Here is a 15,792-nt window from a genome sequence, read left to right as displayed (position 1 = left end):
TACAGCACCCGCGCCTATAACCGCTTCCAAAGGGCATTATCTGCCCAAAACCAGCTAGCCAGCGGTAATGCGGAACCAGGACACAACAGCCAGCAGGCCCGCAACGAGCACGAGCCCGCCGGCCTGGAGGAGCGCCTGGTTCTTGCCCTTGGGTGCGTATGCAATCGCAGCCGCAGCGAGGCCACCGGTGATTAAGCCACCCAGGTGGGCCTGCCAGGCAATGCTTGGCACAAAGAATCCAATGGCCCCATTGATGGCGATCAGTACCCAGAGCTGTCTGGTATCGCCTCCCCGGTGGCGCTGCACAACAAGCATTGCGCCGAAGAGGCCGAAAATGGCCCCGGAGGCTCCAACCACGCCAACAATCGGAAGTGTGGGGGTCAGGAGGAGGTAGCCAACTGAACCACCAACGGCGGACAGCAAGTACACGGCCACGAATCGGATCCGCCCGAGCAAAGGCTCAAGGGCTTGTCCGAAGATCCAGAGCGTGTACATGTTCAGGACGATGTGCAGGAGGAACCCCTGCGAGTGAAGGAAGGCAGCCGTGAGCATTCGCCACGGCTCGCTGGCGGCAGCATAATTGGCGAACGCGAACTCCTGGAAGATCACGTCCCCGGGCACAACCCACTGCAGGACGTAAACCAGCACACAGAGACCGATGATCACGTACGTCACCAAAGGCCGCCCGATCGCCAAGGCACCGCCATACGGGGACTTGTAGACCGGCGTCGTACGTTTCTGTTCGTTGACGCAGTCAACGCATTGGAACCCGACGGCGGCCGTCCGCTGGCATTCCGGGCATGCAGGGCGCCCGCAACGCTGGCACCGCACATAGGAAGGCCTGTCCGGGTGCCGGGGGCACACCGGGATATCTGCGGACGGCTCGGCCGACGGGATTCCGTAACTCATGAGCTCAGATTCAGACTGTTCTTAGAGCTGTTCGATGTCGATGCTGTTGATGACGACATCCTCAACCGGACGGTCGCCCATGCCGGTGCGGACAGCCTCGATCGCGTCAACCACCTTGCGCGATTCTTCGTCGGTGACCTCACCGAAGATGCTGTGCTTGCCGAAGAGCCAGTCGGTGTTGACCGTGGTGATGAAGAACTGTGAACCGTTGGTTCCCTTGCCCATCTGGATGCCGGCGTTTGCCATGGCCAGCTTGTACGGGGAGTTGAAGTTCAGTTCCGGGTGGATTTCGTCGTCGAACTTGTAGCCCGGTCCGCCGATGCCGCGGCCCAGCGGATCGCCGGCCTGGATCATGAAATCCTTGATGATGCGGTGGAAGATGGTGCCGTTGTACAGCGGCGTTCCGGTCTTGTCTTCGCCGGTTTCCGGGTGCGTCCAGGACTTTTCACCCGTGGCCAGGCCAACAAAGTTGGCGACCGTCTTGGGGGCGTGGTTGCCGAAGAGGTCAACCACGATATCGCCGAGGGACGTGTGGATTGTTGCTTTTGCGGTTGCGTTGGTCATAGGGCCATTCTTCCATGCAGGGTCAACGCCGGGGCTGACGTCATGCCGGTTCCGCGCTCGGTGAAATCCGGGCCGAATCCGTCAGATGAATAGCCGGTGTTCCCCAAGCGACGTAGGCTAGCAACAAACGAGCACGTGTATCGGGAGGTAGTTGTGAAGAAATCAGACCGGATTGCCCGCGACCTTGAACACTCCGTAACGGCTGGCGTGGACAACGCCCGCGACTGGGCTGCGCCCCGCGTTGAAGCTGCCGTGAACTGGGCGGTTCCCCGTCTCCAGCACGGAATTGACAGCGCTTCTCCCAAGATCCAGGAGGGCTTGAAGTCGGCCGCGCACAACCTCGCCGACGGCGTCGCAACGGTAACGCCGCGCATTCAGGATGGACTGGCGCACCTCGCGCCGAAGATCCATGACGCAGTGGAGGATGCCACGCCCAAGATCCAGGAAGCCCTCAACAAGGCCACTCCTGCCCTTGGTCATGCACGGGACAAAGTAGTGGATGAGTACTTGCCCAAGCTGTCTGAACAACTGGGACAAGCTTCCGAAGCCGTTCACCACGCTTTGGAGAATGCCCCGGCACAGGTCGACGCCGTGGCCCAGAAGCTGGTGGACTCCGGCGTGGTGCACTCCGTGCAGGATCAGGCGCAGGCCGCTGGAAAGCAGCTGAAATCCGTTGCTGAAGAGGCCACCAAGGCTGTCTCCACCCAGCTGACCCGGGAACGGAAGCCCAAGAAGCGCGGCCTGCTGATCGTTACGGTCATCGCCGCAGCCGTCGCTGCCGGTGTTGCGGCCTGGAAGGCAGCCAAGCCCGTGGAAGATCCGTGGAAGACACCTTCTCCGGTGACGCCGAAGCCGGCTCCCGCAGCCGCCGCCAGCGAGGCTGTGGCCCAGACTGCCACCGACGCCCAGGAAGCAGCAGCAGAGGCTTCGGTTGACGTTGCCGAGGCAGCCAAGGAAGCCAGTGAGGACGTCAAGGACACCACCGCCAAGGTGGCGACAGATGCCAAGACTGCAGTGAAGAACATCGCGGCGAGCCTGCACAAGGACTCCGACGGCAAGGAATCACACAGCTGAACCGCTGACTGATGGCCGCCTTCGTGCGGCTGCTACAGCACTCTTTGAAGGGATCCCGGCTTCGGCGGGGGTCCCTTCAGTGTTTGTCACCTTGTAACCCTGGCGTCCTGAAGAGTCGCTTGTGCTGGTGTTAGATTTGAGGTGATGTCAGCTGATAAACCCTTTGAGGGTGCCCAGAAGGACGCTCCGGAACCTCCGGGCGTTTCAATTGTCATCCCGGCGTACAACGAGGAAAGCGTCATACGCCAGTGCCTGATTGCGGCCATCTACCAGTCCGTACCGGCTGAGGAAATCATCGTGGTGGACAATCTCTCCACAGACCGCACGGCCAGGATTGTGCGCCAGATGCAGCAGGAGTACCCGGAGAGCCCCATCATCCTGCTCCGCCAGGACACTACCCAAGGCCTCATTCCCACCCGGAACTTCGGCCTGAACAGCGCCAAGGGGGAGATCATTGGTCGCATCGATGCCGATTCCGTCCTTGAACCCGATTGGGTTGAGCAGGTTCAGAACGCGTTCGTCGATCAGTCGGTGCAGGCAGCCACGGGTCCGGTGGTCTACTACGACATGCCGATGCGCCGGTTTGGACTCAAAGCAGACAACAACATGCGCCAGCTCATGCTTCGGCTGGCCAAGCACCAATACCATTTCCTGTTCGGCTCCAACATGGCCCTTCGTCGCTCCGCCTGGGAAACCATCAAGGACGAGGCATGCCTGGATGAGAAGGACGAGATGCACGAGGACATCGACCTCTCGCTGCACCTTGCCGAACACGATCTCAGGGTTCAGTACTGGCCGCAGATGGTCTCAGGGATGTCAGCCCGCCGGCTGGAGGATTCGCCGCGTGACTACCGCTACTACGTGACCCGCTTCGATCGGACGTACAAAGCACACAACGTCAAGAAGATGGCCCTGAAAGCGCCCATGGTGGTGTTCTTCTCGGTGTACTTCCCGGCCAAGTTGCTGCGGGCCATCCACACAGCCAATGCCGCTCAGGGCGCCCGCCGCGCCGGCCTGTAGTTACCAGGACCAAGCACCGACTGGGCGATTAAGCGCCCGACGCCGGTCCTTCAGTCAGTTCCCAGCTCAGCTTCCCGTCGGCCTGCTTGCGCTTTGCCGCGACGCTGCCCTGCCACGACGACGGCCAGCCCGACCAGGATCAACGCGAGTCCGGCATACGTCCCCGCAGGAAGAGTTTCGCCCAGGAAGATCGCGGCAAGAATGGCCGCTCCCGGGATCTCCAGCAGAATGATCATCGAGACCAAAAGCGGGCTCATGGTGGCCAACAAGTGGTTGAAGGCTGTGTGCCCAACCAGCTGCGCACAGACGGTGATGGCCACAATACCCAGCCAGCCTCCGGCGTCGAACCCTGTCAACGGCTGGCCGCCCGCGAAGGCGAGAACGGCAACAATGCCAGCGCACATGCCATAGCAGAGCGTCGTGTATGTCCCGGTGCCCATCGATTGCCGGGCCTTGCCGCCGGCCAGTGTGTACAGTCCGGCCAAGGCTCCACCGGCGATTGCCAGCACGTCACCCAGCAGCGCTTCCGGGGAAGAGCCCATGTCGAATCCGGTAATCGCTACGACGCCGCCAAAGGCAATACCCAAGCCGACCAGGACGGGCCAGCGGTGCCGGGTGCCACGGAACAGTTGGAAGATGGCGATCCATGCCGACTGGAGGCAAACAAGGGCTGTAGCGGCAGCCACGGAGGTCAGCTGCAGGGCCGTGATGAAGCAGGCGAAGTGGAAGGCAAGAGCCGCGGCAGCCACCGCAGACCAGGCAAATTCGCGCCGCGTGATCTGCCGGAACTGCTGTGGCTCACGAATGGCCACCGGCGCCGCCATCACCACCGCGGAGATGGCATTCCGCCAGAAGGCGATCGCCAGGGCGGTCACTGAGGTGGCACCGAGAGTGCCTGCGATCAGCGGTCCGGACGAAGCGACGCCCAGCACACCGAGGGCGGAAATGAGAAGGTTCACGAATCAACACTAGTGCGGTGAGGATAAGGCCCACGCCCTATCTGCGGGGGAGACAGTGTGATTGTCTTGACACAGCACTTCCACTTGGCGTGGCCGCTGGGCCGGCCAGGACAAAACCCAGGGAGACACCGGATTGACATCACAACCAGTCCGCGGACGCTCAAAGCGGAGGCGGTCCGTCCTGCTGCTCATGGCGGCAGCGGTGCTGGTGGCCGTCCTTGTGGTGGCTGCTTGGCTGGTGGCGTCAGGGAACGGCCGATCAGGTGGAGGCCAGAGCGGGGACGGTGGTCGTGTGGAGGGAGTTCCGGACATCTTTCCCGTCCCGCAGCACGTCCGGCCCAGTGGGGGCGGTTCAGTCCCGTTGAAAGGCCGGGTGTATGTGGTGGCGGCACCCGGGACAGACCAGCCGTCTGTGTCCGCGGTGCAGGACCTGGTGGCCGATGCCGGAGGAACCACCGAGGTGGTTTCTACGCTGGCCGAGCCGGAACCCGGGTCGTCGGCAATTTTCCTTGGCGTCGCAGCCAGCGGTTCGTCCGTCAGCGCTCTCCTGGCTGAGTTCGGGCAGCGGGACGCTGCGGAAAACAAGCAGGCCCTGGGACATCCCGGGGGTTACGTCCTCGCCACGGGGACAACGCAGGGAGTACCAGCCGCCGTGCTCGCCGGACGGGATGACGACGGCGTCTTCCACGCCGTCCAGACGCTGCGCCAGCTGCTCAAAGACGGCTCGGTGGCGGCAGCCACCATCAGTGATTGGCCACTGATGGAGGCACGGGGTGTGATCGAGGGCTTCTATGGCACTCCGTGGTCCCACCAGGCCCGCTTGGACGTCCTGGAATTCGCCGGACGGCAAAAGATGAATACCTACGTCTATTCGCCCAAGGACGATCCTCTGCTCCGGGATCGCTGGCGCTCGTTGTACAGCGATCAGCAGCTGGAGCTGTTGAAGGAAGTCATCGATACGGCGACCGCCAATCACATCCGGTTCAGCTACGCACTGTCGCCGGGAATCGACATTTGCTATTCCCGGGAAGCGGACCTCGAGGACACCGTCACCAAACTTGAATCCCTTTATGACCTCGGCGTCCGCTCGTTCGTCATCCCGCTCGACGACATCGCAACCAAGGTCCAGTGCTCCGATGACGTCCGGGAATTCGGTTCGGGGCAGGCCAATCTGGCAAGGGCCCAGGCCTCCTATCTCAATGACGTCAATCAGCGGTTCATCGCTGGTCGGCCAGACATCCAGCCCCTCGAAACGGTGCCCACGTTCTACGACGGCTCGGAGGGCAATCCGTACAAGAGGGCCCTAGGGGCCGGGTTGCATCCCGACATCGTGGTCCAGTGGACGGGCGAGGATGTCGTGTCACACCGGATCACCAGGGAATCGGCGGAAGCCGCACGCCGAACCTACGGGAGTTCCGGCAACCCCCGGGACATCCTGATCTGGGACAACTACCCGGTAAATGACTTCTCGCAGGACCATCTCTTCATGGCACCGGTCATCGGCCGCGACTCCGCGCTTCACGACGCCATCCGCGGCATCGTCACCAACCCCATGATCGAGCCGTACCTGTCCTTCCCGGCCATCTTCAACTATGCAGATCTGGCATGGAATGGACCAGCATATGACCCCAAGGCCTCCATGCACGCTGCCTTGAGCCAGATCGCCGGACCGGACCCGGACGTGCAAGCGGCCGTGCGGGCCTTCGTGGATCTCAACCAGGAATGGCAGGACGACGAACTCACGCCCTCCGCTCCCGAGTTGCGGCGCGATATTGACCAGTTCTGGGCCGAGTACGACGCCGGGAAGTCACCTACAGGGGGGCTGAAGGCTCGCGCTGAGCTGCTGCAGCGGCTGCCCGAACTCCTGCCCCGCATGGAGGTGGCAGGCTTCAGTAAGGATGCCACCCACTGGGCCTCAGCGGCGGCACGCTACGGTCGCGGCGTCGAGGATGCCCTGTCCATGCTCGACGCTGCCAAGCGCGGGGACGCCAAGGCGGCAACGGAGGCACGGACGAAGGTGGAGGCCGCTATGACGGATGCGGCCGCCCGGACACAACCCACGTTGGCTTATGGCGTGGTCACACCGATCCTGGGAGACAGCGAACTGAAGACGTTCCTGGAGCGGGCCCTGAAAACGGTGGATTCAGGCAAGTAGGACCATCCCGCCCAACCAGGTGCCGGATCATGGCGTTCCGACGGCTTATCCGCCACTTATTCGGGTTGTCTTTTTCGTCGTTGGTTAAATGCAAAAGTCCCGGTCATTTCTGACCGGGACTTTCCTTATGGTGGAGGCACGGGGACTCGAACCCCGAACCCCCTGCTTGCAAAGCAGGTGCGCTACCAATTGCGCCATGCCCCCATAAGAAGCAACCCGTCAATCATACCCTAAGTCTGGAGTGGTTTTTACCAGTTCCAGACCCGGCCTCTTGGCTAGTTGACCGAATCGGTCGACTTGCTCCAGAGTTCTTTCCGGGCTTCGGATTCCTGCACCTTTTTATAGAGCAGGACACCTGCGATCGCAGCTGCCACAATCAGCAACTTCTTCACAAGCACCTCATTCCGTTCAGTGTTACCTGAACCTCGTAGGTTCCGTGGGCGTACCAGGACTTGAACCTGGGACCTCTTCGTTATCAGCGAAGCGCTCTAACCGCCTGAGCTATACGCCCCGATGCCTCATCGGGCCGAGATATGACTGTACAGCACATCCCGGCCCGATCTCAAATCGAGGCAATTTCGCGGCGGAAATCCGCCATTTTCGGCCTGTTTCCGCGGTTTTTTGTTAGTCGTCGGTCAGCGTAACGCCGATGCCGCCAACCAACGTTGCAGAAATGTTATAAAGCACCGCCGAGAGCATGGACAGGGCGGTCAGCAGGACCACGTTCACCACGGCGATGATGGTTGCGAAGGAAGCCACCTGTCCAAGCGAAGCAATCTTCTTCAGTTCAAAGCCACTGCCTTCGGATCCCGCCAGGGTGCCCAGGAGGCTGTCCACCTGGTTGAAGATGCCCGTGAGGTCCAAGACCGTCCACAAGACGATCGCGGCAACCACTGTGACGATGCCGAGGGCCACCGACAGCAGGAACGCCATCTTCAAGACGGACCACGGGTCCACCTTGCTGACCAGAAGCCTTGCGCGGCGAACCTTGGCCTTGGGGGCCGGCTTCACCAAGCCCGGGGCGCCCTGGGCAGGGCGCTGGCCGGGGGCACCAGCGGGACGTTGGCCGGGCTGGGCCGGGCGCTGCCCTGGAGCACCTGCGGGCCGCTGTCCAGGGTTGGCGCCGGCAGGCCGCTGGCCGGATCCGGCTGGGCGTGCGCCGGCCGGTCCTGCTCCAGCTGATGCGGTGCCGGGCCGCTGCTGGGGACGCGCGGGCGCTCCAGCCTGCGTTGCGCCCGAGGGCTGCCGGAGTCCGCCGGGGACACCTGTGCTCGGCTTGGGATATGAGTCGGAATTACTCACTCGTTACCTCCGGTGTTGTCTTCGTTCAGCTCCGCGCCCGTTTCGGTATCCGGGTCTGCGTCGTTTTCCGTTACTGCCTCTTCGGACGCGTCAACAGCGCCTTCGTTTGCAGCCAACGTTACGTCATCGTCGTGTCCGTCCTCGGACTCTTCGCCTTCCAAACCGCGTTCGCTGTTGCGGGCAACCTCAATGATGCGGTCGTTCTTATCCGGCTTGGCGAAGATCACGCCCATGGTGTCACGGCCCTTGGCAGGGACGCCACTGACGGCGGAACGGACAACCTTCCCGCCCTCCATGACCACCAGGACTTCATCCTCTTCCTGCACGATCAAGGCACCCACAAGGTCGCCTCGGTCTTCAGCAAGTTTGGCTACCTTGATACCCAGGCCTCCCCGGCCCTGCAAGCGGTATTCATCCACCGCTGTCCGCTTGGCGTAGCCGCCCTCGGTGACCACAAAGACAAACGAGCCGTCCTGAACCACGTCAGCGGCCAGAAGTTCGTCATCTTCACGGAACTTCATACCCGTCACACCGGAGGTCGCACGGCCCATGGGACGCAGGGCGTCATCGGTAGCCGTGAACCGGATGGACTGGCCCTTCCGGGATACCAGCAAGAGGTCGTCTGTTTCGCTCACGAGCTGAGCCGAGACAAGCTCGTCTTCGTCCCGCAGATTGATGGCGATGACACCCGCCGTACGGTTGGTGTCGTAGTCCTCCAGGCGCGTCTTCTTGACCAAACCGTTCTTGGTGGCCAGCACCAGGTACGGAGCCTGCTGGTAGTCACGAAGGTCCAGGACCTGGGCGATGTGCTCGTCCGGCTGGAATGCCAGCAGGTTGGCAACGTGCTGGCCCTTGGCATCGCGGCCGGCTTCGGCCAGTTCATAAGCCTTCGCGCGGTACACGCGGCCGAGGTTGGTGAAGAACAACAGCCAGTGGTGCGTGGTAGTCACGAAGAAGTGCTCAACGACGTCGTCACCGCGCAGCTGGGCACCCTTGATGCCCTTGCCGCCGCGCTGCTGTGACCGGTAGCTGTCGCTGCGGGTCCGTTTGACGTAGCCACCGCGCGTAATGGTGACAACCATTTCCTCTTCGGGGATCAGATCCTCCATGGACATGTCGCCATCGAAGCCCATCAGGATGTGCGTCCGGCGGTCGTCGCCGTGCTTGGCGACAATCTCGGAAAGCTCTTCGCTGATGATCTGGCGCTGCCGTTCCTCGGAAGCAAGGATCGAGTTGTACTCGGCGATCATTGCTTCGAGCTCGGAGTGGCGGTCCTGGATCTTCTGACGTTCCAAGGCAGCCAGACGGCGCAGCTGCATGTCCAGGATGGCACGAGCCTGGAGCTCGTCGATCTCAAGGAGCTCCATGAGTCCCTCGCGGGCAGCCTCGGTGGTGTTGGACGCACGGATGAGGGCAATGACCTCGTCCAGCATGTCCAGGGCCTTGAGGAGGGCACGCAGGATGTGCGCTTCTTCCTCGGCCTTGCGCAGGCGGTACCGGGTCCGGCGGGCGATGACGTCCATCTGGTGCGTCACCCAGTGCCGGATAAACGCGTCCAGGCTCAAGGTGCGCGGAACGCCGTCGACAATTGCCAGCATGTTGGCGGAGAAGTTGTCCTGCAGCTGCGTGTGCTTGTACAGGTTGTTCAGGACCACCTTGGCCACGGCATCGCGCTTCAGCACGATCACCAGGCGCTGGCCTGTGCGGCCCGAGGTTTCATCGCGGAGGTCCGCGATGCCCTGGATCTTTCCGTCCTTGACCAGCTCGGCGATCTTGATGGCCAGGTTGTCCGGGTTGGCTTGGTACGGCAGTTCCGTGACCACCAGGCAGGTGCGGCCTTGGAGTTCCTCAACGTTGACCACAGCACGCATGGTGATGGAACCGCGGCCCGTGCGGTACGCGTCCTCGATGCCCTTGTGGCCCAGGATGGTTGCACCAGTGGGGAAGTCCGGGCCCTTGATGCGCAGCAGGAGCGCTTCGAGCAGCTCTTCGCGCGTTGCCGTGGGGTGGTCGAGGGCCCACTGGACACCTTCGGCTACTTCGCGGAGGTTGTGCGGCGGAATGTTGGTGGCCATGCCGACGGCGATACCCGAGGAGCCGTTGACCAGCAGGTTGGGGAAACGCGCCGGCAGGATGGTCGGTTCCTGGTTCTTGCCGTCGTAGTTGTCCTGGAAGTCGACGGTTTCCTCGTCGATGTCGCGGACCATCTCCATGGCCAGCTGCGCCATCTTGGTTTCCGTGTAACGCGGTGCAGCAGCGCCGTCGTTGCCCGGTGAACCAAAGTTGCCCTGGCCAAGCGCCAGCGGGTATCGCATGGTCCAGTCCTGGATCAGGCGGACCAGTGCGTCGTAGATCGCCATGTCGCCGTGCGGGTGGTAAGTACCCATGACGTCGCCCACAACACGAGCGCACTTATTGAAAGAACGGTCCGGGCGGTAACCGCCGTCGAACATCGCGTACAAAACGCGGCGGTGAACAGGCTTCAAGCCGTCCCTGACGTCGGGAAGCGCTCGGCCGACGATAACGGCCATGGCGTAGTCGAGGTAGGACCGCTGCATTTCGGTCTGCAGGTCCACCTGCTCCACGCGGTCAGTCAGCACATCGCCTTCAAGAACAGCGTCAACGGCATCAGTCGGTTCCGCCGGGACTTCGGGAGTTTCGTCGCTCATAGTCTAAGTTTTCCGTTTCAGGTATATGTCGGTTCTGGAATATGAAGGTCCTTGTGGGTCCTAGATATCGAGGAACCTGACGTCCTTGGCGTTCTGCTGGATGAAGTTTCGGCGGGATTCGACGTCTTCGCCCATCAACACGGAGAAGGTCTGGTCTGCGGCCAACGCGTCATCCATGGTGACCTGAAGCAGTGTTCGACGGTCCGGGTCCATGGTGGTATCCCACAGCTCGGTGTAGTCCATCTCGCCCAGACCCTTGTAACGCTGGATGCCGTTGTCCTTGGGGAGCCGCTTGTTCATCGAAGCACCCTTGCGGATGGTTTCATCACGTTCACGGTCGCTGAAGACGTAGTCGTGAGCTGCGTTGGACCACTTGATCCGGTACAGCGGCGGCTGCGCAAGGTACACATAGCCGTTTTCGATGAGCGGGCGCATGTAACGGAACAGGAGCGTCATCAGCAAGGTGGTGATGTGCTGGCCATCGACGTCAGCATCGGCCATGAGCACGATCTTGTGATAGCGCAGCTTGGAGATGTCGAAGTCCTCGCCGATACCTGTGCCGAAGGCCGTGATCATGGACTGCACTTCAGCATTGCCGAGTGCCTTGTCCAGACGGGCCCGCTCCACATTCAGGATCTTGCCTCGCAGTGGCAGGATCGCCTGGGTCTCAGGGTTACGTCCGCGCTTGGCCGAACCGCCGGCCGAGTCACCCTCCACCAGGTAGACCTCGCAACGCGAGGGATCCTTCGAGGAGCAGTCGGACAGCTTGCCCGGCATGCCGAAGGATTCCAGCGGGCTCTTGCGGCGGGCGTTATCGCGGGCCTTGCGTGCTGCCATGCGGGCCTGGGCAGCTGAAATTGCCTTGCGAATGACATCACGGGCCGGGCCCGGGTTGCGCTCCAGCCAATCGCCCAATTGATCAGTGACCACGCGCTGCACGAAGCCCTTGACCTCGGAATTGCCAAGCTTCGTCTTGGTCTGGCCTTCGAACTGCGGTTCGGAGAGCTTGACCGAAATGACGGCAGTTAGACCTTCACGGATGTCGTCACCCGTGAGGTTGTCTTCCTTTTCCTTGATGATGGTCTTCTCGCGCGCGTAGCGGTTGATGAGCGAGGTCATCGCGGCGCGGAAGCCTTCTTCGTGCGTTCCGCCCTCATGGGTGTTGATGGTGTTCGCGTAAGTGTGGACGCTTTCGGAGTACGCGGTGGTCCACTGCATGGCGATTTCGACGGCGATGTGCCGCTCGGTGTCTTCGGTTTCGAACGCGATGACATCCTCGTGGACGATGTCCACCTTCTTGTTCGAGTTCAGGTGCTTGACGTAGTCCAGCAGGCCGTCGTCGTACTGGTACACAACTGTCCGGTGCTCCGCGGCGACTTCGCCCTCGGTGGCTACGGCGTCGAGGTCAAGATCTTCATCGCCATCGCGCGCCACGGGGCGTTCATCAGTCAGGGTGATCCTCAAGCCCTTGTTGAGGAAGGCCATCTGCTGGAAACGCGCGCGCAGGGTTTCGAAGTCGAACTCGGTGGTCTCAAAGATGGTGCCATCCGGGTAGAACGTCTGGGACGTTCCAGTCTCTTCAGTGGCTTCACCCTTGACGAGTTCACCCTGCGGCTTGCCGCCGTCGGCGAATGACATGCGCCAAACGTGACCTTGGCGGCGGACCTCGGTATCCACACGGCGGGACAGGGCGTTCACCACAGAGATACCCACACCGTGGAGGCCGCCGGAGACCGCGTAGCCACCGCCTCCGAATTTGCCGCCGGCATGCAGGATGGTCATGACGACCTCAACCGTGGGCTTGCCCTCGGTGGGGTGGATGTCCACGGGGATACCGCGGCCATCGTCAACTACATTGACGCCGCCATCGGCCCGCAAAATGACCTCGATGTGGCTGCAGTAACCGGCCAAGGCCTCGTCAACAGAGTTGTCCACCACTTCGTAAACCAGGTGGTGCAAACCACGGGGACCAGTGGAGCCGATGTACATGCCGGGACGCTTGCGCACCGCTTCGAGGCCTTCCAGCACGGTGATATCGCTGGCACCGTACTCCCTGGGCGCCGCTTCTGAGGGCGTGTCCGGTTTAGGGGCATTCTCCTCTGCGGGCTCTACTGCCAAGGTCTCTGCATTGTCGTTAGCCACAGGCGCTTTCGACTCCTCTGTAATCGATGACGGCCGTTCCCGAAGATGTCCACGGGGTAACCGCGGCCGTCTACGGGCACGTGACTGATTGCGCCGATTACTCCGACGAAGAGGGTGTCAACTCCCACTAAAGTGGCGGCAGTACCCCGACGACGTTTCACCGGCGCTCAGTTATCTAGCCCAATTCTATCGTGGAAAAGCCGAGATCCTTGCAAATGCAGGGGCAGCCGAGAGCTGAATATGCCCGTGGGAGGCCGCTGGCCCTATCTTCAATGGCCCTGTGGTGGTCCCGATGGGGGCCTATACGGCTCAGGGGCGTTGAAACGCCCTGCACGCCGTTTAGCCGTAAGTGTCCCGGGGGCCCCGGCCGTTGACGCTGCGGCCACCTTTGCGCCAGCTTGGCGCCGACGGTCCAAGCACCTGAATGCTGGTCACCACACCTTCGCCGAGTTCATTGCGGAACATCTCCAGGAGGCTCGAACTCAACAACCGCAGCTGTGTAGCCCAGGCCGTAGAGTCGCAACGAACGTGCAAGGTGGTGTCCGTAAAGCTCTCAGGGGTGCAATGTGCGGAGATGTCCGGACCAACCAAGGTCTCCCACTCCGCCATGACCGAGCCGACGGCAACCGGCGAGGTCCAACCGCGTTCAGCCACAAGCCGGCCAACAACTTTGCCCAGTCCCAAGGGATCGCGGCCGCTGCCATGAAATTGGGTGAAACCCCGGGTATCCCGGAGGCCCTTTCGTTTCGGGGCGGACCCCGGGCGGGGAGCCCGCTGCCGCACTTCGCCCCGGGCAGCGGCGGCATCGCGCATTCGGTTCAACGCCGCTTGGGCAGCATCAATTTCGTCCGGATCCCGTCCGGGTTGAAGTCCGTCGCGGCTATCCTTCGCCATCGATGCCTCCCGGAACAACGGTTACGCGCCGTCCGGCCAGCTCCTCGGGGATATCGGCGTCGACGGCGGCTGTCACCAACACCTGTTCAGCGCTGGCCACTATTGCTGCAAGTTTACGCCGCCGCTGGACATCGAGTTCGGCGAACACGTCATCCAGGATAAGGATCGGAGCCGTGCCACCGGTCCGTGCATCATCCAGCATCACGTAATACGAAGCGAGGCGGAGCGACAGGCACATGGACCACGTTTCGCCGTGCGATGCGTAGCCCTTGGCCGGTGCCTGGCCGAGCACGAGTTCCAGTTCATCGCGGTGCGGTCCCACCAGCGAAATTCCGCGTTCCAGTTCCTTTTTCCGCGACAGGACGAATGCCTGGATATAGCGTTCGGTCAGCTCTTCCACGGACAGCAGCCTAAGGTCCTCGCCCGACGTCGAAGGTTCCGTGGGGCGCTCGGCTGGACCGCCGTCGTCGTCCAGTACGCCCTGGATCGTGGACCGGTACACGGCACCGGCGTCTTTTGAACCATCCGTTAACTGCGCGTAAGCGCTGTTCAGGTGCGGACGCAAACGTTCCACCAGTTCAAGGCGGGCGTGCAGGAGCTCAGCCCCGGCGCGTGCCATGTGCTGATCCCACACGTCGAGCGTGGCCTCGTGCCCGGAAGTGAACTTGCCCGCCCGTGCTGATTTCAGAAGGGCGTTGCGTTGTTTCAGGACACGGTCGTAATCGCTACGGGTGGCCGCGTGCCGCGGAATCAGGCTCACCAGCAGTTCATCCAGGAACCTGCGACGGTTGGAAGGATCCCCCTTCACCAGTGCAAGGTCCTCGGGAGCAAACAGGACGGTCTGGCAAATACCCAGGATGTCCCTGGCACGGACGGGATTTCCGCGGTTGATGCGGCCGCGGTTGGCCCGGCCGGCGTTGATTTCGAGCTCAATGACTGTGGATTGCTCGCCCCGGACCAACCTGGCCCGGATCATTGCGCGTTCCGTGCCGAAACGAAGCAGCGGCGCATCAGTGCTGACGCGGTGCGAACTGAGGGTAGCCAGGTACCCAATGGCTTCCATGAGGTTGGTCTTGCCGATGCCGTTGGAACCTACGAGCACTGTGACTCCTGGACCGAGTTTCAGGTCCACCTGGGCATAGCTGCGGAAATCGGTCAGCGAAAGATGTTCAAGATACACGCCGTTTGCTGGACTCCTGCGGCCTAGTTGGCCGGACGGGTGGCGTGTCCGCCGAATTGGTGACGCAGCGCCGAGACCATCTTCATGGCCGGTGAGTTATCTTCGCGGGAAGCAAAGCGGGCGAACAATGCGGCCGTGATGGCAGGAGCCGGCACGGCGTTGGCGATCGCTTCTTCAACTGTCCAGCGGCCTTCGCCTGAATCTTCCACGTAGTCGTCGATCGAGGCCAGGCCGGGATCTTCGTCGAGTGCCTTGACCATGAGGTCCAAGAGCCATGACCGCACAACGGTACCTTTTTGCCAGGCCCGGAAGGTTCCCGGGAGGTCCGTCACGATGTCTTTGGCGGCCAGCAGTTCGTAGCCTTCGGCGTAGGCCTGCATGAGGCCGTACTCTATGCCGTTGTGGACCATTTTGGCGTAGTGACCTGCACCGACGCCGCCAACGTGGACAAAGCTGTCGGCACGTTCGCCCTCGGGACGCAGGGCATCGAACACGGGCATCGCCAGCTCAATGTCTTCATCCCTGCCACCGGCCATCAACCCGTAACCGTTTTGCAGGCCCCAAACGCCACCGGAAACGCCGCAATCAGCGAAGCGGATGCCGTTTTCGGCGAGGGCAGCAGCGTGCTTCTGGTCTTCCGTGAAACGCGAGTTACCGCCGTCGATCACCAGGTCGCCCGGGCTGAGTTTCCCGCCAAGTTCAGTCACAACGGCGTCCGTGATCTCGCCGGACGGCACCATGACCCAGACCAGCCGTGGAGTCGGAAGCGCAGCAATGAGCTCGTCCACGGACGACACGTCCGTGATGTCCGGGTTGCGGTCGAAGCCAGTGACCTCAATACCGCCGTTCCGCATGCGTTCGCGCATGTTGAAACCCATTTTGCCAAGGCCGATCAGTCCGATGTGCACGGCGTGAACTCTTTTC

The 15,792-nt window shown here is 62.1% G+C and carries 13 protein-coding genes and 2 tRNA genes; 3 read left to right on the top strand and 12 right to left on the bottom strand.

Annotated elements, in window-relative coordinates; translation table 11 throughout:
* Positions 1–54: 54 nt before the first annotated feature.
* Both ACIQC5_RS15870 and ACIQC5_RS15865 read right to left on the bottom strand, forming a co-directional pair.
* Positions 55–909 carry a rhomboid family intramembrane serine protease gene (locus ACIQC5_RS15870; RefSeq protein ID WP_400284235.1) on the bottom strand — a complete coding sequence of 285 codons (855 nt, stop codon included), beginning with the start codon at positions 907–909 and terminating at the stop codon, positions 55–57.
* Positions 910–930: 21 nt separating this feature from the next.
* On the bottom strand, positions 931–1,473 hold the full coding sequence (locus tag ACIQC5_RS15865; protein ID WP_400284232.1) for a peptidylprolyl isomerase: 543 nt from the start codon (positions 1,471–1,473) through the stop codon (positions 931–933).
* A 153-nt stretch (positions 1,474–1,626) separates the two neighbouring features.
* Here ACIQC5_RS15865 and ACIQC5_RS15860 point away from each other — a divergent pair, with 153 nt between their 5' ends.
* Both ACIQC5_RS15860 and ACIQC5_RS15855 read left to right on the top strand, forming a co-directional pair.
* Positions 1,627–2,547, top strand: coding sequence for a hypothetical protein (locus tag ACIQC5_RS15860; protein WP_400284229.1), 921 nt, complete (start codon positions 1,627–1,629; stop codon positions 2,545–2,547).
* 144 nt (positions 2,548–2,691) lie between these two features.
* A complete protein-coding gene (locus tag ACIQC5_RS15855) occupies positions 2,692–3,567 on the top strand; it encodes a glycosyltransferase (RefSeq protein ID WP_400284227.1) in 876 nt (291 codons plus the stop codon).
* Positions 3,568–3,617: 50 nt separating this feature from the next.
* Here the strand turns inward: ACIQC5_RS15855 and ACIQC5_RS15850 are convergent, their stop codons facing one another.
* Positions 3,618–4,526 carry a DMT family transporter gene (locus tag ACIQC5_RS15850; protein WP_400284224.1) on the bottom strand — a complete coding sequence of 303 codons (909 nt, stop codon included), beginning with the start codon at positions 4,524–4,526 and terminating at the stop codon, positions 3,618–3,620.
* A 133-nt stretch (positions 4,527–4,659) separates the two neighbouring features.
* Between ACIQC5_RS15850 and ACIQC5_RS15845 the strand changes: the two genes are divergently transcribed.
* Entirely contained in the window at positions 4,660–6,681 is a 2,022-nt protein-coding gene (locus ACIQC5_RS15845; RefSeq protein WP_400284221.1) for a beta-N-acetylglucosaminidase domain-containing protein, read from the top strand.
* 128 nt (positions 6,682–6,809) lie between these two features.
* Here the strand turns inward: ACIQC5_RS15845 and ACIQC5_RS15840 are convergent.
* From ACIQC5_RS15840 to gnd, 9 genes are all read right to left on the bottom strand, one after another.
* A tRNA-Ala gene (locus tag ACIQC5_RS15840) sits at positions 6,810–6,885 on the bottom strand.
* Positions 6,886–6,956: 71 nt separating this feature from the next.
* Complete coding sequence (locus tag ACIQC5_RS15835; RefSeq protein WP_400284218.1) at positions 6,957–7,073, bottom strand: DLW-39 family protein; 117 nt, start codon at positions 7,071–7,073, stop codon at positions 6,957–6,959.
* A gap of 45 nt (positions 7,074–7,118) precedes the next feature.
* Positions 7,119–7,192: transfer RNA gene (locus tag ACIQC5_RS15830), tRNA-Ile, on the bottom strand.
* A 113-nt stretch (positions 7,193–7,305) separates the two neighbouring features.
* Entirely contained in the window at positions 7,306–7,983 is a 678-nt protein-coding gene (locus ACIQC5_RS15825) for a DUF3566 domain-containing protein (protein ID WP_400284215.1), read from the bottom strand.
* Positions 7,980–10,652 (bottom strand): DNA gyrase subunit A, encoded by a 2,673-nt coding sequence (gyrA, locus tag ACIQC5_RS15820; protein WP_400284212.1) that lies wholly within the window; start codon positions 10,650–10,652, stop codon positions 7,980–7,982. The genes ACIQC5_RS15825 and gyrA overlap by 4 nt, the downstream gene beginning before the upstream one ends.
* A 60-nt stretch (positions 10,653–10,712) precedes the next feature.
* Entirely contained in the window at positions 10,713–12,794 is a 2,082-nt protein-coding gene (gene gyrB / locus ACIQC5_RS15815; RefSeq protein WP_400284209.1) for a DNA topoisomerase (ATP-hydrolyzing) subunit B, read from the bottom strand.
* 339 nt (positions 12,795–13,133) lie between these two features.
* The gene (locus ACIQC5_RS15810; protein ID WP_400284206.1) at positions 13,134–13,688 is read right to left on the bottom strand and encodes a DUF721 domain-containing protein; all 555 of its coding nucleotides are present in this window, start codon (positions 13,686–13,688) and stop codon (positions 13,134–13,136) included.
* Complete coding sequence (gene recF / locus ACIQC5_RS15805) at positions 13,675–14,868, bottom strand: DNA replication/repair protein RecF (RefSeq protein ID WP_400284203.1); 1,194 nt, start codon at positions 14,866–14,868, stop codon at positions 13,675–13,677. The genes ACIQC5_RS15810 and recF overlap by 14 nt, the downstream gene beginning before the upstream one ends.
* A gap of 23 nt (positions 14,869–14,891) precedes the next feature.
* The gene (gnd, locus tag ACIQC5_RS15800; RefSeq protein ID WP_400284200.1) at positions 14,892–15,776 is read right to left on the bottom strand and encodes a phosphogluconate dehydrogenase (NAD(+)-dependent, decarboxylating); all 885 of its coding nucleotides are present in this window, start codon (positions 15,774–15,776) and stop codon (positions 14,892–14,894) included.
* Positions 15,777–15,792: the final 16 nt, after the last annotated feature.

It is taken from the genome of Paenarthrobacter sp. NPDC092416 (assembly GCF_044755025.1).
In the GTDB taxonomy this organism is placed as follows: domain Bacteria; phylum Actinomycetota; class Actinomycetes; order Actinomycetales; family Micrococcaceae; genus Arthrobacter.
This window is presented reverse-complemented; position numbering and strand designations above follow the sequence as displayed.